Origin of the sequence: Mycobacterium sp. 852013-50091_SCH5140682 (genome assembly GCF_001665685.1) — a bacterium.
In the GTDB taxonomy this organism is placed as follows: domain Bacteria; phylum Actinomycetota; class Actinomycetes; order Mycobacteriales; family Mycobacteriaceae; genus Mycobacterium.
The window spans coordinates 1-22,635 of the sequence record NZ_LZTB01000062.1; the positions used below are offsets into that span (position 1 = coordinate 1).

Below are 22,635 nucleotides of genomic sequence, written 5' to 3' on the forward strand. Positions count from 1 at the left end.
ATGCGATCGTCGGCAGCGTCAGATGTGTATAAGAGACAGCGGCACCGGTCGTGCCCGTGCCGCCGGCAAGCGATCCGCACCGGTTCGGTCGCGTGGATGACGACGGCACGGTCTGGCTGATCACCGGGTCCGGCGAACGCGTCATCGGGTCCTGGCAGGCAGGCGACAACGAGTCGGCCTTCGCGCATTTCGGCCGCCGCTTCGACGATCTGCACACCGAGGTGGCGCTGCTCGAACACCGGCTGTCCTCCGGCACGGGCGACGCCCGCAAGATCAAAACCGCAGCGGCCTCCCTGGCCGAAACCCTGCCCACCGCAGCGGTTCTCGGCGATATCGATGCGTTGAGCGCCCGGCTGACAGCCATCCTCGACCAAGCTGACTCGGCCGCCGCGACCGAACGCGCGCAGCGGGACGAGCATCGCGCCACGCAGACCGCCCGCAAGGAGGCGCTGGCCGCCGAGGCTGAGGACCTGGCCGCCAACGCCACCCAGTGGAAGGCCGCAGGCGACCGGCTTCGCGAGATTCTCGATGAGTGGCGCTCGATCACCGGGCTGGACCGCAAGGTCGACGACGCGCTGTGGAAGCGCTATTCGGCGGCACGCGAGACGTTCAACCGCAGGCGCGGCTCGCATTTCGCCGAGCTCGACCGCGGCCGGGCCAGCGCCCGGCAAGCCAAGGAAGAACTGTGTGAGAAGGCCGAGCAGTTGGCCGACTCCACCGACTGGGGCGCCACCGGCGCGGCGTTCCGCGACCTGCTCAACCAGTGGAAGGCCGTCGGCCGCGCGGCCAAGGACGTCGACGACGCGTTGTGGCAGCGGTTCAAGGCTGCTCAGGACGTGTTCTTCTCCGCGCGCAACGCCGCCCACGCTGAGCGTGACGCCGAGTTGGAGGCCAACGCCGTGGCCAAGGAAGCGTTGCTGGCCGAGGCCGAGAAGCTCGACACGGCCGACCTGGACGCCGCCCGGGCAGCGCTGCGCACGATCGGCGACAAGTGGGACGCGATCGGCAAGGTGCCCCGCGAACGCAGCGCCGAGCTGGAACGTCGGTTGCGGGTGATCGAGAAGAAGATCCGCGATGCCCCGACCGGTGGCGTCGACCCGGAAGCCCAGGCCCGCGCCGACCAGTTCCGCAGCCGCGTCGAGCAGTTCGAGAAGCAGGCGCAGAAGGCCGAGGCCGCGGGTCGGACCAAGGAAGCCGAGGCGGCCCGTGCCAGTGCCGAGCAGTGGCGCCAGTGGGCCGACGCCGCCGCGGAGTCGCTGGGCAAACGCCGGTAGGCCAGGACGGTCCCCTACCCGGTTACGCCGTCAGGCGTCCGGGTTGTCGGGGTCGGTGGGCTTGGCGTCCTTGATGTCGTCGAGCAGGCCGCGCTGGTGTCGCTTGGCGGCCGCACGGCGACGCTCTTCCTCGGCGGCCAACTGGACCGCTGTCCGCGACCACACCACGCGCGCCCAGTGGAACGTCAGCACGATCACCGCGATCCACGCGATGATCAGCCCGATGCCGGGGCCGGGATGGTGCACGGCGGTCTGCCGTGACCACACCGCCAGCATGCCGGTGGCGCTTGCCACCGCCGAGCCGGCGAGTGCCACCCACGCCAGGGCCCACCGCCGCGTCAGCAGCGCCAGCGTCGAGAAACCCACCGCGAAGACCAGCGCCATCCAGGTGAACACCCGCGACGGCAGGGAGATGCCGTCGGCGACCGCCGTGGCGTCACCGACCAGCACGTCGAAACCCTTGCTCGCCCCGGTGTGGGGCAGCACGAAGGACAGCAGCACGACGAACACGAGGATCGCCACCACCACCGCCCGGCTGCCGGGATCGAATTCCCGGGCCATCTTGCGTTCGACGGCGTCGAGGTCACCCTTGAACTCGTCGAAGTGCTCGTCGGTCAACAGCTGCATCCTCCCGATGGGGGTTGGACAGGCGGAGCGCCGACGCGGGGCAACCCCAGGCCGACGCCGGTGCGCGGCCGCTGCCCGGCCGCGTGGGCATCTCCCGCGCGGGTGCGCCGGTGCTGCGTCACAGGCGCGTCGGCAATCAGATGATGTGGGGCGGCCGCGGTGACCGTCGTGGTCACGATGTCGCCGGGCCGGATCACGTCGCGCGCGATGCCGCCTGGTGTGAAGTGCACCAGCCGGCCGTCCCTGGCCCGGCCCGACATCCGCGCGGTCGCGGCGTCTTTGCGGCCCTCACCGGTGGCGACCAACAGCTCGACGGTGCGCCCCACCTGAGCTTGGTTGTCCTGCAGCGAGATTCGCTCCTGCAGGTCGATCAGGCGCTGATAACGCTCGGTCACAACATCTTTGGGGAGTTGGTCGGCCATGGTGGCGGCCGGGGTGCCGGGGCGGATCGAGTACTGGAACGTGAAAGCGCTTGCGAACCGGGCCCGCTCGACGACGTTGAGGGTGGCCTGGAAGTCTTCCTCGGTTTCGCCTGGGAACCCGACGATGATGTCGGTGGTGATGGCTGCGTGCGGGATCGCGGCGCGCACCTTGTCGATGATGCCGAGATAGCGCTCGGCCCGGTAGGAGCGGCGCATCGCCTTGAGGATGCGGTCCGAACCCGACTGCAACGGCATGTGCAGCGTCGGGCACACGTTCGGTGTCTGGGCCATCGCCTCGATGACGTCGTCGGTGAACTCGGCCGGATGCGGCGAGGTGAACCGCACCCGCTCAAGGCCGTCGATCTTTCCGCAGGCCCGCAGCAGTTTCGAGAACGCGGTGCGATCGCGCGGGACATCGGCCCAGTTGGCCGGGTCCTCGCGCAAGCGCTCGTCCGAAAACGACACGCCGTAGGCGTTGACGTTCTGGCCCAGTAGCGTGATTTCGAGCACACCCTGGTCGACGAGAGACTGCACCTCGGCAAGGATGTCGCCGGGCCTGCGGTCCACCTCTTTGCCCCGCAACGCGGGCACGATGCAGAACGTGCAGGTGTTGTTACACCCCACCGAGATGGAAACCCATGCCGCATAAGCGGATTCGCGGGCTGCAGGCAGGGTCGAAGGGAATTCCTGCAGCGCTTCGACGATCTCGACCTGAGCTTCGCGGTTGTGCCGGGCACGTTCCAGCAGCGTCGGCAGCGAACCGATGTTGTGGGTGCCGAAGACCACATCGACCCACGGCGCCTTCTTCAGGACCGCGTCGCGGTCCTTCTGCGCCAGGCAGCCACCGACCGCGATCTGCATGTTCGGGTCGGACTGCTTGCGCGGTGCCAGGTGGCTCAGGTTTCCGTACAGCTTGTTGTCGGCGTTCTCGCGCACCGCGCACGTGTTGAACACGACGATGTCGGCCTCGGCCTCGTCGGCGGCACGCCGGTAACCCGCCGATTCGAGCAGACCCGACAGTCGCTCCGAATCGTGCACATTCATCTGGCAGCCGTACGTACGGACCTGGTAGGTACGCACGTCCGACTCCCCCTCGTGGGGTGTCTGAGCGCCGCGCGCCACCGTGGAAGTCACGACGAACATGTTACGGGGACGCGGATACGCCCCAAGCTGAGCGTTCCCTGGGTAGGGTCTGCACCCATGGCCACCGCGACCTCGGTCCCGATGATCTCGATCCAGGGCGTCAACAAGCATTTCGGCGCCCTCCACGTCCTCAAGGACATCAACCTCGAAGTGCAGCGCGGACAAGTCGTCGTCGTGCTGGGTCCCTCGGGCTCCGGCAAGTCGACGCTGTGCCGCACGATCAACCGGCTCGAACCCATCGACACCGGAACCATCACCATCGACGGCGACCCGCTGCCCGCCGAGGGCCGCAAGCTGGCCCAACTGCGCGCCGATGTCGGCATGGTGTTCCAGTCGTTCAACTTGTTCGCGCACAAGACGATCCTCGAGAACGTCACGCTCGCACCCATCAAGGTGCGTAAGGCCGACAAGGAGAAGACGCGCAAGGAGGCGATGACGCTGCTGGAACGCGTCGGTGTCGCCAGTCAGGCCGACAAGTATCCGGCCCAGCTCTCCGGCGGCCAGCAGCAGCGCGTGGCGATCGCGCGCTCGCTGGCCATGAACCCGAAGGTGATGTTGTTCGACGAGCCGACGAGCGCGCTCGATCCGGAGATGATCAACGAAGTGCTCGCCGTGATGACGGACCTCGCCGGCGAAGGCATGACCATGGTGGTGGTCACCCACGAGATGGGCTTCGCCCGCCGCGCGTCACACCGGGTGGTGTTCATGGCCGACGGCGCCGTCGTCGAGGACGCCGCACCCGAGGAGTTCTTCACCAATCCGAAGTCCGACCGGGCCAAGGACTTCCTCGGCAAGATCCTCGAACACTGAGGGGCGGCGACCAGATGCCCACTCGCACTCGCCGCGCCCGGCCGCTACGCCTGATCGTCCTCGCGCTGTTGGCCGCCGCGTTGCCGTTCATCGCCTCCGGCTGCGGAAGCGACAGCAACAAGCTCGTCATCGGCACCAAGTTCGACCAGCCCGGCCTGGCGGTCAAGAAACCCGACGGCTCGATGGCCGGGTTCGACGTCGACGTCGCCACCTATGTCGCCGGGGAGCTGGGTTACAAACCCGACCAGATCGAATGGAAAGAGGCGCCGTCCGGTCAGCGGGAGACGCTGATCGAGAACGGCCAGGTCGACTACATCGTCGCCACCTACTCGATCACCGACGCCCGCAAGAAGAAGGTCAGCTTCGCCGGGCCGTATCTGATCACCGGGCAAGGCTTGCTGGTGCGGGCCGACGACACCGACATCACCGGCGTCGAGTCGCTGCAGAACGGCAAAAAGCTGTGCTCGGTGACCGGCTCGACACCCGCTCAGCGCATCAAGGACAAGTATCCCGGCGTGCAGCTGCAGCAGTACGACACCTATTCGGCCTGTGTCGAGGCGCTGCGCACCGGCGCCATCGACGCGCTGAGCACCGACGAAGTGATCCTGGCCGGCTTCGCCACCCAGTTCCCCGGCGCTTTCAAAGTCGTCGGCAAGCCGTTCTCGGTCGAGAAGTACGGCATCGGTCTGCGTAAGGGTGACACCACGCTGCAGACCAAGATCAACAAAGCCATCGTCAAGATGCAGCAGGAAGGGGCCTGGCAGGCCGCGTTCGAGCGCAACCTCGGGCCTGCGGGTATCGCCACCCCCGCCCCGCCGCCACTGGACACCTCAACCGGCACTGAAGCAGGCGAGACCGGTGGCCTGAACCTCGGCAAGTACAGCGGGCAGATGGTGTCGGCGTTCTGGACCACGATCAAGCTGACCGTGTACTCGGCGATCGGGGCGCTGCTGCTGGGCACCCTGCTGGCCGCGATGCGACTGTCGCCCGTGCCGGTGATGCGGTGGCTGGGTGCGGCCTACGTCAACGTGGTGCGCAATACGCCGCTGACGCTGATCCTCATCTTCTGCTCGCTGGGTATCGGGACGACGTTGCACATCACGCTGACCAATCCGAACTCCCCGACGTCCATCGCCGACAGTGGATTCCGGCTGGCCGTGCTCGGCCTGACCGTCTACACCGCGTCGTTCGTGTGCGAGACGCTGCGGTCCGGGGTGAACACCGTGCCCATCGGCCAGGCCGAGGCAGCCCGCTCGCTCGGGCTGAGTTTCGGTCAGAATCTGCGAATCATCTTGTTACCGCAGGCTTTCCGCGCGGTCATCATCCCGCTGGGCTCGGTGCTGATCGCCCTGGTCAAGAACACCACCATCGCCTCGGCGATCGGTGTGGCCGAGGCGGCGTTGCTGATGAAGGAGATGATCGAGAACACTGCGGCCCTGATGGCGGTGGGCAGCATCTTCGCCGCCGGATTCCTGGTGCTCACCCTGCCACTGGGATTGTTGTTCGGCTGGCTCGGGAAACGCTGGGCGGTGGTTCGGTGATGAGCGCTCGCGCGAAGAACGGAGAACACTGATGGCTGAGTCATCGGTTCTCTACGACGCTCCAGGTCCGCGGGCCCGGGCGCGCAATCGCGTGACCGCCGTCTTGACGGTCGCCGTGGTGCTGATCGCCGCGGTCGCGGTGGTGTGGCGGTTCGGGGACGCCGGGCAGCTCACCGCGGAGAAATGGAAGCCGTTCCTGACCGGCGGCCTGTGGACGACGTACGTATTGCCCGGTGTGCAGGGCACGCTGACCGCGGCGGTGTTGTCGATCGTGCTGGCGCTCGTGCTCGGCTGTGTGCTGGGGGTCGGTCGACTGTCGCCGATCGGCCCGCTGCGGTGGCTGTGCGCGGTGGTCGTCGAGTTCTTCCGCGCAGTACCGGTGCTGATCATGATGCTGTTCAGCTACGCCCTGTACGCGATGTACGACGTGTTCCCGTCCAAGCAGCTGGCGCTGGCGGGCGTCGTGACGGGCCTGACGCTCTACAACGGCGCGGTGATCGCCGAGATCGTCCGGGCCGGCGTGCACGCGTTGCCGCGCGGCCAGGCCGAGGCCGCCTCGGCCCTGGGGCTGACGTGGGGCCAGACCATGCGGTCGATCCTGCTCCCCCAGGCCATCACCTCGATGCTGCCGGTGCTGGTGTCACAGATGGTCGTGGTACTGAAGGACACGGCGATCGGCTACCAGATCACGTTCGTGGAAATGGTGCGTCAGGGCACGGTCGTCGGTTCGGCGTACGGCAACTACATTCCCGCCCTGATCGTCATCGCCGTGCTGATGATCACCGTGAACTTCGCGCTCTCGGCATTGGCGACCCGGCTGGAACGCCGGATGCGCCGGTCCACGCGCGGCCCGGCGCCCATGCGTGCCGAGGCCGTCGAGCAGGAAGGCGCACCCGGCGCGGTGGTGTTGCAGGACCAGCGGGATTAGCTCGGGCCCCGCTACACCCGGCGGCGCTCCCGCTCGCTGGCCAACTCGACGCTGACCACATCGAAGGCCATCGACTGGCTGTAGCCGCGACGGGCCAGCATGCCGACCAGGCGACGTGTCACCTTCGCGTCGTCGTCATCGCTCAGCCGTTCACGGCGAAGCTTGTCGCGTACCAGCTGCTCGGCGCGTTGGCGTTCGGCGGCCGGGTCGAGGTCGGCCAGCGCAGCGGAGATGACCTCGCCGTCGACGCCCTTCTTGCGAAGCTCGACGGCCAAGGCGCGCTTACCTTTTCCGGAGTTGGCATGCCGTGTCCGGACCCACTGCTCGGCGAAGTCCTCGTCGTCGACCAACCCGACATCGGCAAGCCGGTCGAGGACTTTGGCGCTCACCTCGTCGGGATAGCCCCGTTTGGCGAGCTGGCCCTCCAGCTCCGCGCGGGTGCGTGCTCGCACGGTGAGCAGACGCAGACACACGTCACGCGCCTGCTCCTCGCGCTTGCCGGGATCCTGCGTCTGCTCTTCGCGGGTGTCGTCAGCCGACTCAGAAGTCGACCGGGGCGGGAAGTGCGTCATCGTTCACGGTCACATCGGCGCCGATACCGAGCTTCTCCTTGATCTTCTTCTCGATCTCGTTGGCGACGTTGACGTTCTCCAGCAAGAACTTTCGAGCATTCTCCTTGCCCTGCCCCAGCTGTTCACCGTCGTAGGTGAACCAGGACCCGGACTTGCGGATGAAACCGTGCTCGACACCCATGTCGATGAGCGAGCCTTCGCGGCTGATGCCGTGACCGTAAAGGATGTCGAACTCGGCCTGCTTGAACGGCGGCGAGACCTTGTTCTTGACGACCTTGACACGGGTGCGGTTACCGACCGCGTCCGTACCGTCCTTGAGGGTCTCGATGCGGCGGACGTCCAGCCGAACCGAGGCGTAGAACTTCAATGCCTTACCGCCCGTGGTGGTTTCGGGTGAACCGAACATCACGCCGATCTTCTCGCGGAGCTGGTTGATGAAGATCGCGGTGGTGCCCGAGTTGTTCAGCGCGCCGGTCATCTTCCGCAACGCCTGGCTCATCAGGCGGGCCTGCAGGCCGACGTGGCTGTCACCCATCTCGCCCTCGATCTCGGCGCGAGGCACCAGGGCAGCGACCGAGTCGATCACCAGGATGTCCAGCGCGCCGGAGCGGACCAGCATGTCGGCGATCTCCAGCGCCTGCTCACCGGTGTCGGGCTGGCTCACCAGCAGCGAGTCGGTGTCCACCCCGAGCTTCTTGGCGTACTCGGGATCCAGTGCGTGCTCGGCGTCGATGAACGCCGCGATACCGCCTGCGGCCTGGGCGTTGGCCACCGCGTGCAGCGCCACCGTGGTCTTACCCGAGGATTCCGGGCCGTAGATCTCGACGACCCTGCCGCGCGGCAGGCCGCCGATGCCCAGCGCCACGTCCAGCGAGATCGATCCGGTGGGGATCACCGAGATCGGCTGGCGCACCTCCTCGCCGAGGCGCATCACCGAACCTTTGCCGAAATTCTTGTCGATCTGCGCCATCGCCAGCTCGAGGGCTTTTTCGCGATCAGGGGCTTGCTGCGCCATGGTGGTGCCTCTCCAAGTAGTCGTGTTGACCGGTGTTCCGATCGGTTGGCCGTGACGCTAGAGCAGGCCACCGACAAGTCAGCTCAGTCGAACTGCAACCCACAGTAGACGAACACCTGTTCGATTCAAGTGGACACGCCGTGGTTACGGCGATTCAGGCATATCGTGAGGAGATCCGGCCCGAACGGGGCAGCGATGCACGAGTTGGCGATAACCCAGAGCGTTGTCGACGCGGTGTGTGAACACGCCGCCGGTCGTCGGGTATGCAGTGTGCGACTCGAAGTCGGAGCGCTGTGCGCAGTCGTCCCGGACTCCATGCTGTTCTGCTTCGATCTGGTGACCAAGGGCACGGTCGCCGACGGCGCCCGACTGGACCTCGACATCCAACCGGGCACGGCACACTGCCGCGGCTGCGGGACCGATTTCGAACTTCCCGACCTGATCCTGCTCTGCCGGTGCGGCAGCGCCGACGTCGAGGTGACCGCCGGGCGGGATCTACGCATCCTCTCGATGGAAGTGAGTTGACATGTGCGCCACCTGCGGTTGCGGCGACGACGGCCACGACGGCCCGACGATCACCATCCCCGGCAACGATCACCACCATCCTCATGAGCACCACCACCCTCACGGCGAGCACACCGAGACCGTCACGCTCGAACAGAAAGTGCTCGCCAAGAACGACCTCGTCGCCGAAGAGAATCGCCGGTGGCTCGCCCGCCGCGGCATCCTGGCCCTCAACGTGACGAGTTCGCCGGGGGCGGGCAAGACCACTCTCCTCGAGCGCACCGTCCGCGAGTACGGGGCCCGTCGACCCATCGCGGTCATCGAAGGAGATCAGGAGACCCTGCTCGACGCCGACCGGATCAGGTCCGCGGGCGCCCGCTCGGTTCAGGTCAACACCGGGGCCGGCTGTCATCTGGACGCGAACATGGTCGGCGGGGCCCTCGACGCGCTCGATCCCGAGCCCGATTCGGTGTTGTTCATCGAGAACGTCGGAAACCTGGTCTGCCCGGCCCTGTTCGACCTTGGCGAACGCAACAAAGTCGTCGTTGTCTCGGTAACCGAGGGGGCCGACAAACCATTGAAATACCCTTACATGTTCGCGGTCGCGGACCTGGTCCTCATCAACAAGATCGACCTCATGCCCTACGTGGATTTCGACATCGACACCTGTTGTAGCAGAGCTCGATCCGTCAATTCCGGGGTTGAAATCCTGCCGGTGTCAGCGACGCGCGGGGACGGCCTCGAGCAGTGGTACTCCTGGATTGACACCTGCGCAAAAACCGTGATGTCAGCGTCGGCCGTTGACAACATGAACTCCCAGGAGTAGACCCAGATTTCAGGCGCCCTGAAGAAGCCGGTGAGCGTCTAGATCAGAGTTTGGGACTCCCAGCCCGGGCCCCAAGGAAGCCGTGACGTATGCCAACAGAGGCGGCGGTCAAAGCGGAAGAGGCACTGATCCATGTGCTGTGGATCAACGCCGGATTGAGTTGTGATGGTGACTCGGTGGCGTTGACTGCCGCCACTCAACCGAGCATCGAAGAAATTGCCCTCGGAGCCCTTCCCGGTCTACCGAAAATCGCCGTCCACTGGCCCTTGATCGACTTCGAATGTGGTCCGGCCGGCGGTGCCGATGATTTCCTCGCGTGGTTCTTCAAAGCCGACAGAGGGGAACTCGATCCGTTCGTCCTCGTTGTCGAGGGCTCCATTCCCAACGAACAGATCAAGAGCGAGGGTTACTGGTGCGGGTTCGGCAACGACCCGGCGACCAACCAGCCGATGACCACCAGCGAATGGCTGGATCGGCTGACCCCCAAGGCCACGGCCGTCGTCGCGGTCGGAACCTGCGCCACCTACGGTGGCATCCATGCGATGGCGGGCAATCCGACCGGCGCCATGGGGGTTCCCGACTATCTCGGCTGGGACTGGAAGAGCAAGGCCGGTATCCCGATCGTCTGCGTGCCGGGTTGCCCGATCCAACCGGACAACCTCGCCGAGACCCTGACCTACCTGCTGTACATGGCCACCGACCAGGCGCCCATGATCCCGTTGGATGACGCGCTCCGACCCACATGGCTGTTCGGCAACACCGTCCACGAAGGCTGTGACCGCGCGGGCTATTACGAGCAAGGCGACTTCGCAACCGAATACGGGTCACCGAAATGCATTGTGAAACTCGGCTGTTGGGGCCCCGTGGTCAAGTGCAACGTGCCCAAGCGCGGTTGGATCAACGGGATCGGCGGTTGCCCCAACGTCGGCGGCATCTGCATCGGGTGCACCATGCCGGGCTTCCCGGACAAGTTCATGCCGTTCATGGACGAACCACCAGGCGGCAAGGTGTCCACGACAGCATCCGGGCTCTACGGATCGGTGATCCGCAGCCTGCGCCACGTCACCGGCCGCACCGTCGACAAGGAGCCCAAGTGGCGCCATCGCGGTACGACGCTGGAGACCGGAGCTACTCGCACCTGGTAGATGCGGGGTCGGGGCAACGTGGCCCCGACCCGTCAATCTCCCGCCGGAACACGGGAACAGTTGGCATTCCTGGCTTTATCTGCCCACTTGAAAGAGAAGTTCGATGACAACCATCATCCCCGAGCCGTCACACATCAAGCGCGAACCCGGCCAACTGGTGGAGATGGCATGGGACCCGATCACGCGCATCGTCGGCAGCCTCGGCATCTACACCAAGATCGACTTCGAGAACCGCGAAGTCGTCGAATGCCACAGCACCTCATCGATATTCCGCGGCTACTCGATCTTCATGAAAGGCAAGGACCCGCGCGACGCACACTTCATCACCAGTCGCATCTGCGGTATCTGCGGCGACAACCACGCGACCTGCTCATGCTATTGCCAGAACATGGCCTACGGGGTCAAGCCACCGCATCTCGGCGAATGGCTGGTGAACCTCGGCGAGGCCGCGGAATACATGTTCGACCACAACATCTTCCAGGAGAACCTGGTGGGCGTGGACTACTGCGAGAAGATGGTGTCCGAGACCAATCCCAGCGTGCTGGCCAAGGCCGAGAACACAGCCGCACCGCATGCCGACGCGCACGGCCACCGCACCATCGCCGACATCATGCGGGCCCTCAACCCGTTCACCGGCGAGTTCTACCGGGAGGCCCTGCAGGTCAGCAGGTGGACGCGAGAGATGTTCTGCCTCATGGAAGGTCGCCACGTCCACCCGTCGACGCTGTATCCCGGCGGTATCGGCACGACCGCGACGGTGCAGCTGATGACCGACTACATGACCCGGCTGATGCGTTACGTCGAGTTCATGAAGAAGGTCGTGCCGATGCACGACGATCTGTTCGATTTCTTCTACGAGGCCCTGCCGGGCTATGACCAGGTCGGTCTGCGCCGCACCCTGCTCGGGTGCTGGGGGTCCTTCCAGGATCCCGAGGTGTGCAATTTCGCCTACAAGGACATGGAGCGTTGGGGCGACGCCATGTTCGTCACACCCGGCGTGGTGGTCGACGGCAAACTCGTCACCCACTCACTGGTGGACATCAACCTCGGCATTCGGATCCTGTTGGGGCACAGCTATTACGACGACTGGTCCGATCAGGAGATGTTCGTCAAGACCGACCCGCTCGGCAACCCGATCGACCGACGCCACCCGTGGAACCAGCACACCAACCCCAAGCCGCAGAAGCGTGACTTCGACGAGGCCTACAGCTGGGTGATGTCGCCGCGCTGGTACGACGGCACCAATCACCTGGCGCTGGACACCGGCGGCGGCCCGCTGGCCCGGCTGTGGTCGACGGCGCTCGCCGGTCTCGTCGACATCGGCTACGTCAAGGCCACCGGCCGCAGCGTCCAGATCAATCTGCCGAAGACCGCGCTGAAGGGTCCCGTCGAGTTCGAATGGAAGATTCCGGACAAGGGCAGCAACACCATCGAACGCAACCGGGCCCGCACCTACTTCCAGGCCTACGCCGCGGCATGCGCGCTGCACTTCGCCGAGCAGGCGTTGGCGGAAATCCGAGCCGGCCGCACCAAGACGTGGGAGAAATTCGATGTGCCCGACGAGGCCATCGGATGCGGCTTCACCGAGGCCGTTCGTGGCGTGCTGAGCCACCACATGGTGATCCGGGATGGCAAGATCGCCAACTACCACCCGTATCCGCCGACACCGTGGAACGCCAATCCGCGTGACAGCTACGGCACTCCGGGGCCATACGAGGATGCGGTGCAGGGTCAACCGATATTCGAGGAGAACGACCGGGAGCATTTCAAGGGCATCGACGTCATGCGCACGGTGCGTAGCTTCGACCCCTGCCTGCCGTGTGGCGTGCACATGTACCTCGGGAACGGAAAGTCCTTGGAGCTCATGCATTCCCCCACCCAGTCAGCCACCGTGGACTGACACATGACGCCCGCCGTAACGCCGGTCCACGACGAACCCGATGACGTAGCGCACTGGCGCTCGGCAGGCGACCGAATACAGAATCTCCTGGACGCCAGCGCCGCCGGCGGGGCTGCGGCACTGGATCGTGCCGAACGGCTCGTACGCGAGGTGACCGATCTGTACGGCGCCGGGCTGCAACGGATCTTGACGATCCTCGCCGCAGATCCGGCCATGGTCGAAGCGGTGGCAGGCGACGATCTGGTGGCCAGTCTGCTGCTCGTCCACGGCCTGCATCCGCATCCGGTCGAGCGGAGGATCGCCGACGCGCTCGACCGGGTCCGCCCCTACCTCGGGTCGCATGGCGGCGATGTCGATCTGCTCGAAGTCGACGGGCCGGTGGTCCGGCTGCGGTTCAGCGGAAGCTGCAAGAGTTGCCCGTCCTCGGCGGCCACTCTCGAATTGGCCATCGAGGACGCGGTCAAAAATGCCGCGCCCGAAGTCTCTTCGATCGAGGTGGTGCCCGACGGCGACGCTCGTCAGCTGATCCCCGCGCAGTCGCTGCTGGCCCGCGTGCACACCAACGGACATCGATCCGCCACCTGGCATCCCGTGCCCGCACTCGACGACCTGATGCCCGCAGAGGTGGGCGGTTTCGCCGTCGCAGGCACATCGGTGCTCGTGTGCCGCATCGACGACGAACTGTTCGGGTACCGCGATCGCTGTCCGGTCTGCACCCGTGGGATGGCGGGGGCGACACTGACCGGCACGGTGTTGACGTGCCCGCATTGCGGTTGCGGTTTCGACGCGGTTCACGCCGGTCGTGCGCAGGATGACGGCAGCGATCAGCACCTCGAGCCCGTCCCGGTGTTGAGGCGCGACGGCGTGCCGTCGATGGCGATCGCGCAGGAAGCCATGACGTGAACAGCCCGTTGGACGTACTGGCCCGGATCCGTGCGGGCCGCGGTGCACCGGAGGAGCCCGGTGAGCAGTGTGAGATGTGCTCGGAGCCCATCCCCGACGAACACCAGCACGTGGTCAATGTCGAAGGCCGCCAACTGATGTGCGTATGCCGCGGCTGCTACCTGCTGTTCACCGACAGTGAGGCACAGCTGCGGTACCGCGCGGTCCCCGACCGCTATCTGGTGTTTCCCGATTGTGCTGTCAGCAGGGCAGATTGGGAAGCCCTGCAGATTCCCGTCGGTCTGGCGTTCTTCTTTCGCAACTCCGCACTCGGCCGGATCGTCGCGTTCTATCCGGGTCCGGCGGGCGCCACCGAATCCGAACTCGATCTGGACGCCTGGAACACGATGCTCGACCTTGACCCCAGGCTGGGCCTGCCTGCCGCCGATACCGAGGCCTTGCTGATCCGCCTGCCCGACGACGACTCCCTGGAACCTGAGTGCTACGTCGTCCCCATCGACTCGTGCTACGAGTTCGTCGGCCGAATACGGTTGCTGTGGCGCGGATTCGACGGTGGGCACGACGTCCGCCGCTACATCGCCGAGTACTTCGGCGCACTCGCGCACCGCAGCCGGGTGGTGCCACCATGACCGGCCCGACGCCGCCGGCGACGGAGCTGACCTTCGCCGTCCTTGAGGTCAGCCCCGAACCCTATGCGGTGACACCGATCCTCACCGCGCGCGTCGGCGTGGCGGCGATCGGTGACGACCCCGTCCATGCGCTGGCGCTGCGTTGTCAGGTGCGCATCGAACCCATGCGGCGCGGCTACCGCGACGACGAGGCCACCGGTCTGCTGGACCTTTTCGGCCCGCGCGAACGCTGGAACACCACCCAGCGCACCTTCTTGTGGCAGCACGCCACCGCCATGGTGCCTGGGTTCACCGGCACCACCCAGGTCGGGCTCGCACTCGAATGCACCTACGACTTCGAGGTGGCTGCCGCGAAGTACCTGCACGCCCTGCGCGGCGGAACCATCCCGTTGCAGTTCCTGTTCAGCGGTACCGTATTCACCCGTGGATCGCGCGGCTTCGCCGTCACCCAGGTGCCATGGGACCGTGAGGACCGGTTCGACATGCCGGTCGCGATATGGCAGAACCTGATCGCGCAACACTTCCCGAACACCGGTTGGCTGCGCCTGAGGCACGACACACTCACGGACCTGGCCGCCTACAAGTCCCGACATGGTCTGCTGTCCTTCGACGAGACCATCACCACGCTGTTGTCCCGGCAGGAAATTTCATGAGCGCCGATTGGGAACAGGTACGGGCGGTCGCCGACGCGGTCCTCTACGAGGGCTATCTGTTGTATCCCTATCGGGCCGACTCGCAGAAGAACCAGTCCCGCTGGCAATTCGGTGTGTTGGGTCCCACTGGCGCGGCCCAGACCGGGATCGGGGAGGACAGCGTGCTGTCGACCCAGCTGCTCGTCCGTCCGCACGACCGCCCGGAGGTTTCGGTCGTTGTTCGGTTCCTCCAACTGCAGCGCCGCACCGCCGAGCGTCGCTGCTCCGGGCAGCGGTTCGAAGCGGTCGACGAACTGGTGACCGCACACGGAGTGTGGCTCACGTGGGATGAGGCGATCGAACACGAAATCCAGTTCGGCCCGTTCGATCTGGCCGAGCTCGGCGCGGCACAGACATGCCATGTGGCGGTTCGACCGGGCGCCGATATCGAATATCTCGAAGGCGGACGGTTGGTGCGGTCGAGACGCGAGCTACGCGGGGAGCTTACCGTCGCGTGCGAGCCCGACGACGGGCTGCTACGGCTGAGCGTGTCCATCACAAACACCGCGGCGCCCGCGTCGAGCAAGGACGACGCCATCGCGGTGTCGTTGATCGGAACCCATCTTGTACTGTCCGTCGCCGACGGCGAATTGGTCTCTCTGCTGGACCCGCCCGCAGACGCGAGCGCCGCAGCATCCAGATGCAAGCATCAGCGCTGCTTTCCCGTCCTGGCCGGCCCACCCGAGGAAAACCGGCTCATGCTGGTGTCACCGATCATCCTCTACGACCATCCCGAGATCGCCGAGCAAAGTGGGGGCGCGCTCTACGACTCGACCGAAATCGACGAGATCCTCACGCTGCGGATCATGACGATGACCGACCAGGAGAAGGCGCAGGCCCGCGCGACCGACCCGCGCGCCGCGAACATCATCGACCGGTGCGAGTCGATGTCGCCCGAGGCGATGCTCAATCTGCATGGCGTGCTGCGCAATCCACATGCTTCCGGCGAACCGGGACTCATCCCGGAACTGCCCGACGGCATCGAGTGGTGGGATCCCCTTGCCGACGGCGCGGTCGACCCTGCCGTCGATGCTGTGCTGGTCAACGGGGTGCGGGTGAGTCGAGGCAGCCGCGTCCGGCTGCACCCGTCGCGCCGCGCCGACGCCCAGGACCTGTTCTTCGTCGACAAGATCGCGCGCGTGACGTCGGTGCACGAGGATGTCGACGGCGAGCACCATCTTGGCGTCGTGCTCGACGACGATCCGGCCGCCGACCTTCACGAATGGTATGGCCGCTACCTGTACTTCTCACCCGATGAAGTCGAACCGTTGGTGCAATGAAAGGAGTCGCAATGGAAGTCGTGGGTTGGATCGCCGTCGTGGTCGTGGCGGCTGTCGTGGCCGCCGCAGCAGTGGTCGGCCTGAGGTCGATTCCCGATGCCCAGCGTTACCTGAAGATGCGTCGCATGTAGCCGGTGACATCACGTCAGGAGTACTGGTAGCCGGTATCGGCAACATCTTCCTCGGAGACGACGGATTCGGGCCCGAGGTGATCAGGCATGTTTCCCGACATGCCGACGACGCGCGAATCCGCATGCGCGACTACGGGATCCGCGGCATGCATCTGGCGTACGACCTGCTCGACGACTGGGATGCCCTGATCCTGGTCGACGCGCTCCCGTGCCAGGGATCACCGGGGACACTGCACGTGTTCGAAGCCGACTTCGCAGGCCTGCCCGGCCCGGCCGGTCTCGATGCCCACGCGATGGACCCGGCGGCGGTGTTCGCCGGTCTCACCGCGCTCGGCGGCGCACCGCCCTACACGGTGGTGATCGGCTGCGAAGTCGAAACAGTCGCCGACGGCATCGGCCTGTCCGACAGTGTGACAGCGGCGATTCCCCATGCGGTCGCGGCGATCGAAGCCGCGACGGCCCGCCTCGCGAACCGGGAGGTCTGATCATGTGTCTGGGAATCCCGGGGCAGGTGGTGGGCATGCTGGAGGGCTACGGCGGTCAGCTCGCCCTCGTGGACGTGGCCGGTGAGCACCGCAAGGTCAACGTCGGCATGCTGGCCGATGCGACCTTGCGCCCCGGCGACTGGGTGATCATCCACATGGGCTTCGCCGTCGACAAGACCGACGCGGCCGGTGCCGACGCGGCCCTGCGCGGACTTGAGCTACTCGGCCGCGGCCGCAGCACCGAGGATCCACCATGAGTGTGCGACAACGACTTCGAGTCGGCGTCCACGGCGTGGTGCAGGGCGTCGGTTTCCGGCCGTACGTGTACACCACCGCGGCGGCGTTGGGCCTGACGGGATGTGTGCGCAACGACAGTTCGGGTGCGGTCATCGAGGTCGAGGGCGAACGCATCGCCCTCGACGAATTCTTGAATCGGCTGCGCGACAATCCCCCTCCGCTGGCCGTCGTCGAGTCGATCGAGACAGCGCGCATCCCGGTGACAGGCGGGACCGGATTCGTCATCGCCGATACCTCGAGGGCCGACGGCGGCCGCACCCTGGCCTCACCCGATGTCGCGATGTGCGCCGAATGTGCGGCCGAACAGCGCGATCCGGCTGATCGCCGCTACCGGCACGCGTTCATCAACTGCACCAACTGCGGCCCCCGCTTCACCATCATCGCATCACTGCCCTATGACCGCGCGGCGACGGCGATGGCTCCTTTCGCCATGTGCGCCGACTGCGCGCGGGAGTACACCGACCCCGCCGACCGGCGGTTCCACGCGCAGCCGGTGTGCTGCCCGCGGTGCGGGCCTACCGTGACCTTCCACGGCGACACCACCGCCACAGCCGAATCCGGGGTGCAGGCTGCCCGGCAACTGCTGTGCGACGGGAAAATCCTCGGCGTCAAGGGAATCGGCGGCTACCATCTGGCCTGCGATGCGAGCGATCACCGAGCGGTCGCCGAACTGCGCCGACGCAAACGCCGCGGTGACAAGCCGTTCGCGGTGATGGTGCCCAACCTTGCCGCAGCACACGACATCGCCGACATCGGCGCTGCCGCAGCGCGGTTGTTGGGCAGCCCGGCGCGTCCGATCGTCCTGCTGCCGCGCCGCCCCGGTGCGGCGGTCGCCGACTCCGTCGCTCCACACAATCCCGACCTCGGGGTGATGCTCGCCTACAGTCCGCTGCACGCCCTGCTGTTCGGGCTACCCGGCGACCGACCGGCGCCCCGCGTGCTCGTGATGACGTCGGCCAATCTCAGTGGCGAACCGATCTGCTACACCGACAACGATGCGCTGCACCGGCTTTCGTTCCTGGCCGACGGCTGGCTCACGCACGACAGGGCGATCCTGGTGCCCTGCGACGACTCCGTGCTCCGCGTGGTCGAGGGCACCGAACTTCCGATCCGCCGCTCACGGGGATACGCGCCACTGCCCGTTGCCCTCCCCGCAGCCGTACCACCCACGCTGGCCGTGGGTGCCGATGTCAAGAACACTCTGGCCGTGGCCGATCAGCGCTACGCCTGGTTGAGCGCACACATCGGCGACATGGACGGGCTGGCCACGCTCACCGCGTTCGGCCAAGCGGTCCGGCACCTCGAGGCGCTCACCAACGTCGCGCCCGAAGTCCTTGTCGCCGACGCTCATCCCGAGTATCGGTCGACTGGCTGGGCGCACCGCCACGCCGACGGCCGACCGGTGCGGACGGTGCAGCACCACCACGCCCATATCGCCGCGGCGATGGCTGAACACGGCCTGGACTGTCCGGTGCTCGGATTCGCGTTCGACGGAACCGGATACGGCCCCGACGGCGCGGTGTGGGGTGGCGAGCTGCTCGAAGCGGACTACAAGGGTTACCAGCGGCTGGCGCACCTGCGATATGTGCCGATGCCCGGCGGCGACATCAGCGTCCGACGGCCCTACCGGATGGCACTGTCGCATCTACGGGCAGCCGGGCTCGACTGGGACACTGACCTGCCGCCGGTGCGGGCATGTCCGTCCGACGAGTTGCGCGTACTCGAACATCAGTTGCGCAGGGACGCCGGGTGCACCCCGACCTCCAGCATGGGCCGGCTCTTTGACGCCGTCGCCGCCTTGATCGGGGTGCGTCAGGTGGTGGACTACGAGGCGCAGGCCGCCATCGAGCTGGAGGGGTTGTCGCGCACCGCCGAAGCCGGCAGAGGCCGCTGTGCCGCCGGTACCACCCATTACACGTTCACCCTCGACACCGACCGGCATCCGCTGGTGTTCGATCCCGGGCCGGTGCTCGCGGCCGTGATCGAGGATCTCCGCGGCGACGTACCGGTCGCGGTGATCGGGGCCCGATTCCATCGGGCGGTGGCCGATCTGATCGTCGCACTGGCCGAAATCCGCGCGGTGCCGGGCCAGCCCGTGGTGCTCTCAGGCGGGGTGTTCCAAAATGCGCTGCTGCTGCGCCAGACGCTGACCGCGCTGCACACCAAAGGATTCCAGGTGTTCACCCACCGCCAGGTGCCGCCGAACGACGGCGGCATCGCGCTGGGCCAGCTCCTGGTCGGAAATGCCGGGTGAGCCATGACGGTCATCGGATTGCACACCCTGCCCGCGGGATCGGCGCTCTTCGCACGCTACGCCTACCCGCCCAACGAGCTGGGGTACTGCGGGCCGGGCGACTCCGGTGTGCTGCTGCGCGGTGACGATGCGGCCCGGGTGGCAAGCCATGCCAGGGAATTCGACGGGGCCTGGCCATATCTGAGCACCATCGCACGCGCCACGGGATCGGACCCGCTGGACGTCGACGTGGTCCGCGGATATTGGGTGGGCGGCGCTCCGCTGAGGCGCGTCGACCCCGCCGTCCTGCTCAAGACGCTGCGGGCGGCATTTACGGGGCAGGTGACCGGCCTGCTCGATGATGTCGAATGCACGCCGGCTGTCTTGGCACACCACAGCTTTCATGTCTTCGTCGTCTATCCGTGGGTGCGCTTCCTCGATCGGGAACCCGCACCGGCACTGAAGGTGTTGCAGAGTTGCCGGATCCGATGGGGCACCGTCACGGCCGTCGACGGCGAACATGCCGTCATCGATTCCTGTCCCCTCGTCCTCGACGACCGCGCATTGCGGTTGGGCGTGCGGCGCCCCGAGCGGGTGCGCTGGAGCCGCGACGGCGCGTCGTTCGTCACCGCACCGACACCCGGCACCGTTGTGTCAGCCCACTGGGACTGGGTGTGCGACACCCTCACCGGCGCCGAGTGGAAGGCACTGCGCGAGGCCACCACGACAACGCTCGACATGGTGAACGCCGCCCGAAGAAGAACAGGAGGTCTCCCATGACCGTCACCGCACAACCGTTCGTCGACACCCAGTTGTCGGCTGACCTCGCCGCGGCCGCACTGGACGTCGCGCGCAAGTTCCACGACGGCGCCACACTGTGGGTCATTGCGCCGCAATGGGAGCCGCACGCGCATCACGTCGCCGTCGAATTCGTCCACCCGGTCATCATGGGCAAACGCGCCCTGCCGTCCGTGGCGCTGGTCGAGCCGGATCCCGTCGCGCAGGCCAGGGTGGCCAGTCAACCCGGTGATCTGCTGCTGGCCGTCGCATCGGCGGACGAGCCCGCGGTCATCGATGCCATGCGCCGGGCACCCGCCTGGGGCGTCACGACGGTGTGGATCGGATCGGGCCCACGTCCTGCGGCCGGGGCCGCCCATCACATCCTGTGGGTCGACTCCGACGACCCGATGGTGCCCGCGACCGGCCGGTTCGTCTTGCTGTACCACCTGCTCTGGGAGCTCACCCACGTGTGCTTCGAGCATCCTGGACTGCTCAAACCCGCCGACGCCGAGCGCACCGAAGAGGTCTGCGTGACCTGCAGCGATGAGGGCCAGCTCGCGGAAGTCATTCTGGCTCCCGAGGATTCGAGCGGGCAAGCACTCATCCGCACCCGCGACGGAGAACAGTGGGTCGACGTCGCACTGCTCGGCGACGTGTCACCCAACGACCTGATCCTCGTGCATGCAGGCACCGGGATCGCCCGGCTGGAAACGGAGTCGGCCTCATGACCACGAACCAATCCGACAGCACCGGATTCCTCTATCCGTTCATCGAGTCCGAAGAGACCGACGCGCGGTCCCTGCTCGACGACCTGGCGTCCTCGGCGCGTGGGAAAGCGGCGGAAAGCGCTCGGCTACAACAGGAATCACTACGCGAATACGATCCCGGACTGGTCAAGGCCGGCCAGGCCATGGCCGACCGGTTCGCTCGCGGTGGCAGGCTCTACACGCTGGGCAACGGGGGCAGCTCCACCGATGCGGCCACCCTGGCCACCCTGTTCAGCCGCCCGGCGCGGGGCCGACCAGTGGCGGCCTGGTCGTTGGCTGCCGACGAAGCCGTCGTCACGGCTCTGGGCAATGACGTGGGATTTGAGCTCATCTTCAAACGCCAGATCATCGCCCATGCCCGCGACCGCGATGTCGCCATCGCGCTGTCGACGTCCGGCAACTCCGAGGACCTCATGACGGCGATCACCGAGGCCAAGCGGCGGGGACTGCTCACCATCGGGTTCGCCGGTCACGACGGTGGGCGCATGGGCACGGCCGAAGACCTGGACTTCTGTTTCACCGTGCACAGCCAGAGCATTCATCGCATCCAGGAAAGCCACGCCATGCTGGGGTACCGGCTCTGGTCGGTCGCCCAGGAGCGCATGGCCCGCCTGCGGGAGCACGCATCATGACCGCCACCACGGCGGCGCAACGCGAGGACCGAGCGCTCGAACGGATCGACAAGTTCCGGCAGCGGCGCCCGCGGCTGCTCGACGAGGTCGTGACCCTGGCCCACGGTGCGGGCGGCAAATCGTCTGCGGCACTGGTCGATGCCGTGTTCGTGGAAGCCTTCCGCAACCCTGAACTGGAGCAGCTCGGCGACGCCGCGGTGGTGACCACGCCGGCCGGGGATCGGCTGGCGTTCTCGACCGATTCGTATGTCGTTGCGCCGCATCGTTTCCCCGGCGGGTCCATAGGCCACGTCGCAGTGCACGGGACGATCAACGACCTCGCCGTCTCGGGTGCCCGGCCGTGCTGGATGTCCGCAGGATTCGTGATCGAGGAGGGTTTCCCGATCAGTGAACTGCGCGAGATCGTGGCAGACATGGCCGAAGCCGCCGCGCATGCCGGAGTGCTGATCGTCACCGGCGACACCAAGGTGGTCGGAAAAGACGCGGCCGACGGCGTGTACATCTGCACCGCAGGCGTCGGCGTGATTCCCGAAGGCCGGCACCTGGCCCGCGAACTCGTGCAACCGGGCGACAAGGTGGTGTTGTCGGGCACCATCGGCGATCACGGCATGGCGGTGATGCTGGCCCGCGGCGACCTGGCCATCGACGCCGACATCGCGTCGGATACCGCGCCCGTGCACGAACTTGTCGAGGCCCTGTTGGCTGCCGCGCCGTCCACGCGGTGGATGCGGGACGCGACCCGTGGCGGTGTCGGAACCGTGTGCAACGAACTCGCCAAAGATCGGCCGTTCGCGGTGGTCCTCGACGAGCCCAAGCTGCCGATGGAACCCCAGGTGCTCGGTGCCTGCGATCTGCTCGGCATCGACCCGCTCTACGTCGCCAACGAGGGCAAGTTCCTCGCTGTCGTCGCACCCGAGGAGGCCGACGCCGCCGTCGCGGCCCTGCGCACCCATCCACAGGGCACGCGTGCCGCCGTCGTGGGCGAGATCATCCCCGAGCCGCACGGGATCGTGGCGCTCCGAACATCATTCGGCGGTACCCGCATCGTCGACATGCTCGTCGGCGACCCACTGCCACGTATCTGCTGAGAGGAAAACTG

The 22,635-nt window shown here is 66.6% G+C and carries 24 protein-coding genes and 1 pseudogene; 21 read left to right on the forward strand and 4 right to left on the reverse strand.

What is annotated here, in order from left to right:
* Positions 1–56: 56 nt before the first annotated feature.
* Positions 57–1,274, forward strand: coding sequence for a DUF349 domain-containing protein (locus A5784_RS18760; protein ID WP_064946467.1), 1,218 nt, complete (start codon positions 57–59; stop codon positions 1,272–1,274).
* Between the two features lie 30 nt (positions 1,275–1,304).
* Here the strand turns inward: A5784_RS18760 and A5784_RS18765 are convergent, their stop codons facing one another.
* Both A5784_RS18765 and miaB read right to left on the reverse strand, forming a co-directional pair.
* A complete protein-coding gene (locus tag A5784_RS18765) occupies positions 1,305–1,901 on the reverse strand; it encodes an Rv2732c family membrane protein (RefSeq protein WP_064946411.1) in 597 nt (198 codons plus the stop codon).
* Positions 1,889–3,466, reverse strand: coding sequence for a tRNA (N6-isopentenyl adenosine(37)-C2)-methylthiotransferase MiaB (miaB, locus tag A5784_RS18770; protein WP_064946412.1), 1,578 nt, complete (start codon positions 3,464–3,466; stop codon positions 1,889–1,891). The genes A5784_RS18765 and miaB overlap by 13 nt, the downstream gene beginning before the upstream one ends.
* An 81-nt stretch (positions 3,467–3,547) precedes the next feature.
* Here miaB and A5784_RS18775 point away from each other — a divergent pair, with 81 nt between their 5' ends.
* The 4 genes and pseudogenes from A5784_RS18775 to A5784_RS18785 all read left to right on the forward strand — a co-directional run bounded on the left by A5784_RS18775 (position 3,548) and on the right by A5784_RS18785 (position 6,745).
* The gene (locus A5784_RS18775; protein ID WP_197514797.1) at positions 3,548–4,276 is read left to right on the forward strand and encodes an amino acid ABC transporter ATP-binding protein; all 729 of its coding nucleotides are present in this window, start codon (positions 3,548–3,550) and stop codon (positions 4,274–4,276) included.
* A gap of 14 nt (positions 4,277–4,290) precedes the next feature.
* Positions 4,291–5,103: pseudogene (locus A5784_RS39240) on the forward strand (glutamate ABC transporter substrate-binding protein); the annotation flags it as partial.
* A 63-nt stretch (positions 5,104–5,166) separates the two neighbouring features.
* Positions 5,167–5,817, forward strand: coding sequence for an amino acid ABC transporter permease (locus tag A5784_RS39245; protein ID WP_232006133.1), 651 nt, complete (start codon positions 5,167–5,169; stop codon positions 5,815–5,817).
* A gap of 31 nt (positions 5,818–5,848) precedes the next feature.
* Positions 5,849–6,745 (forward strand): amino acid ABC transporter permease, encoded by an 897-nt coding sequence (locus A5784_RS18785; protein WP_064946415.1) that lies wholly within the window; start codon positions 5,849–5,851, stop codon positions 6,743–6,745.
* An 11-nt stretch (positions 6,746–6,756) separates the two neighbouring features.
* On the opposite strand, the gene recX is transcribed toward A5784_RS18785, so the two are convergent.
* The gene (gene recX / locus A5784_RS18790) at positions 6,757–7,317 is read right to left on the reverse strand and encodes a recombination regulator RecX (protein ID WP_064946416.1); all 561 of its coding nucleotides are present in this window, start codon (positions 7,315–7,317) and stop codon (positions 6,757–6,759) included.
* The gene (gene recA, locus A5784_RS18795; RefSeq protein WP_064946417.1) at positions 7,286–8,332 is read right to left on the reverse strand and encodes a recombinase RecA; all 1,047 of its coding nucleotides are present in this window, start codon (positions 8,330–8,332) and stop codon (positions 7,286–7,288) included. The genes recX and recA overlap by 32 nt, the downstream gene beginning before the upstream one ends.
* Positions 8,333–8,527: 195 nt before the next feature.
* Between recA and A5784_RS18800 the strand changes: the two genes are divergently transcribed.
* From A5784_RS18800 to hypE, 16 genes are all read left to right on the forward strand, one after another.
* Positions 8,528–8,857, forward strand: a complete 330-nt coding sequence (locus tag A5784_RS18800; RefSeq protein WP_064946418.1) for a hydrogenase maturation nickel metallochaperone HypA/HybF — start codon at positions 8,528–8,530, stop codon at positions 8,855–8,857.
* A 1-nt stretch (position 8,858) separates the two neighbouring features.
* A complete protein-coding gene (hypB, locus tag A5784_RS18805; RefSeq protein WP_064946419.1) occupies positions 8,859–9,662 on the forward strand; it encodes a hydrogenase nickel incorporation protein HypB in 804 nt (267 codons plus the stop codon).
* Positions 9,663–9,751: 89 nt separating this feature from the next.
* Complete coding sequence (locus tag A5784_RS18810; protein ID WP_064946420.1) at positions 9,752–10,807, forward strand: NADH-quinone oxidoreductase subunit B family protein; 1,056 nt, start codon at positions 9,752–9,754, stop codon at positions 10,805–10,807.
* Positions 10,808–10,910: 103 nt separating this feature from the next.
* Positions 10,911–12,707 carry a nickel-dependent hydrogenase large subunit gene (locus A5784_RS18815; RefSeq protein WP_064946421.1) on the forward strand — a complete coding sequence of 599 codons (1,797 nt, stop codon included), beginning with the start codon at positions 10,911–10,913 and terminating at the stop codon, positions 12,705–12,707.
* Between the two features lie 3 nt (positions 12,708–12,710).
* Positions 12,711–13,610, forward strand: coding sequence for a NifU family protein (locus A5784_RS18820; RefSeq protein WP_064946422.1), 900 nt, complete (start codon positions 12,711–12,713; stop codon positions 13,608–13,610).
* The gene (locus tag A5784_RS18825) at positions 13,607–14,239 is read left to right on the forward strand and encodes a DUF5947 family protein (protein WP_064946423.1); all 633 of its coding nucleotides are present in this window, start codon (positions 13,607–13,609) and stop codon (positions 14,237–14,239) included. Before A5784_RS18820 ends, A5784_RS18825 begins: the two co-directional genes overlap by 4 nt.
* Complete coding sequence (locus A5784_RS18830) at positions 14,236–14,892, forward strand: DUF6084 family protein (RefSeq protein ID WP_064946424.1); 657 nt, start codon at positions 14,236–14,238, stop codon at positions 14,890–14,892. Before A5784_RS18825 ends, A5784_RS18830 begins: the two co-directional genes overlap by 4 nt.
* Entirely contained in the window at positions 14,889–16,211 is a 1,323-nt protein-coding gene (locus A5784_RS18835) for a hypothetical protein (RefSeq protein WP_064946425.1), read from the forward strand. Before A5784_RS18830 ends, A5784_RS18835 begins: the two co-directional genes overlap by 4 nt.
* An 11-nt stretch (positions 16,212–16,222) precedes the next feature.
* Positions 16,223–16,342, forward strand: a complete 120-nt coding sequence (locus A5784_RS39960) for a DUF6893 family small protein (RefSeq protein ID WP_156750649.1) — start codon at positions 16,223–16,225, stop codon at positions 16,340–16,342.
* Positions 16,343–16,350: 8 nt separating this feature from the next.
* Positions 16,351–16,827, forward strand: coding sequence for a hydrogenase maturation protease (locus tag A5784_RS18840; protein ID WP_082944932.1), 477 nt, complete (start codon positions 16,351–16,353; stop codon positions 16,825–16,827).
* 2 nt (positions 16,828–16,829) lie between these two features.
* Positions 16,830–17,084, forward strand: a complete 255-nt coding sequence (locus tag A5784_RS18845) for a HypC/HybG/HupF family hydrogenase formation chaperone (RefSeq protein ID WP_064946426.1) — start codon at positions 16,830–16,832, stop codon at positions 17,082–17,084.
* A complete protein-coding gene (gene hypF, locus A5784_RS18850) occupies positions 17,081–19,378 on the forward strand; it encodes a carbamoyltransferase HypF (RefSeq protein ID WP_064946427.1) in 2,298 nt (765 codons plus the stop codon). Before A5784_RS18845 ends, hypF begins: the two co-directional genes overlap by 4 nt.
* Positions 19,379–19,381: 3 nt before the next feature.
* Positions 19,382–20,137, forward strand: coding sequence for a DUF6390 family protein (locus tag A5784_RS18855; RefSeq protein ID WP_156750650.1), 756 nt, complete (start codon positions 19,382–19,384; stop codon positions 20,135–20,137).
* Positions 20,134–20,865: a phosphoheptose isomerase family protein gene (locus tag A5784_RS18860; RefSeq protein WP_064946428.1), complete on the forward strand. Its 732-nt coding sequence runs from the start codon at positions 20,134–20,136 to the stop codon at positions 20,863–20,865. Before A5784_RS18855 ends, A5784_RS18860 begins: the two co-directional genes overlap by 4 nt.
* On the forward strand, positions 20,862–21,536 hold the full coding sequence (locus tag A5784_RS18865; protein ID WP_064946429.1) for a D-sedoheptulose-7-phosphate isomerase: 675 nt from the start codon (positions 20,862–20,864) through the stop codon (positions 21,534–21,536). Before A5784_RS18860 ends, A5784_RS18865 begins: the two co-directional genes overlap by 4 nt.
* Positions 21,533–22,624: a hydrogenase expression/formation protein HypE gene (gene hypE / locus A5784_RS18870; protein WP_064946430.1), complete on the forward strand. Its 1,092-nt coding sequence runs from the start codon at positions 21,533–21,535 to the stop codon at positions 22,622–22,624. Before A5784_RS18865 ends, hypE begins: the two co-directional genes overlap by 4 nt.
* The last annotated feature ends 11 nt before the right edge of the window (positions 22,625–22,635 follow it).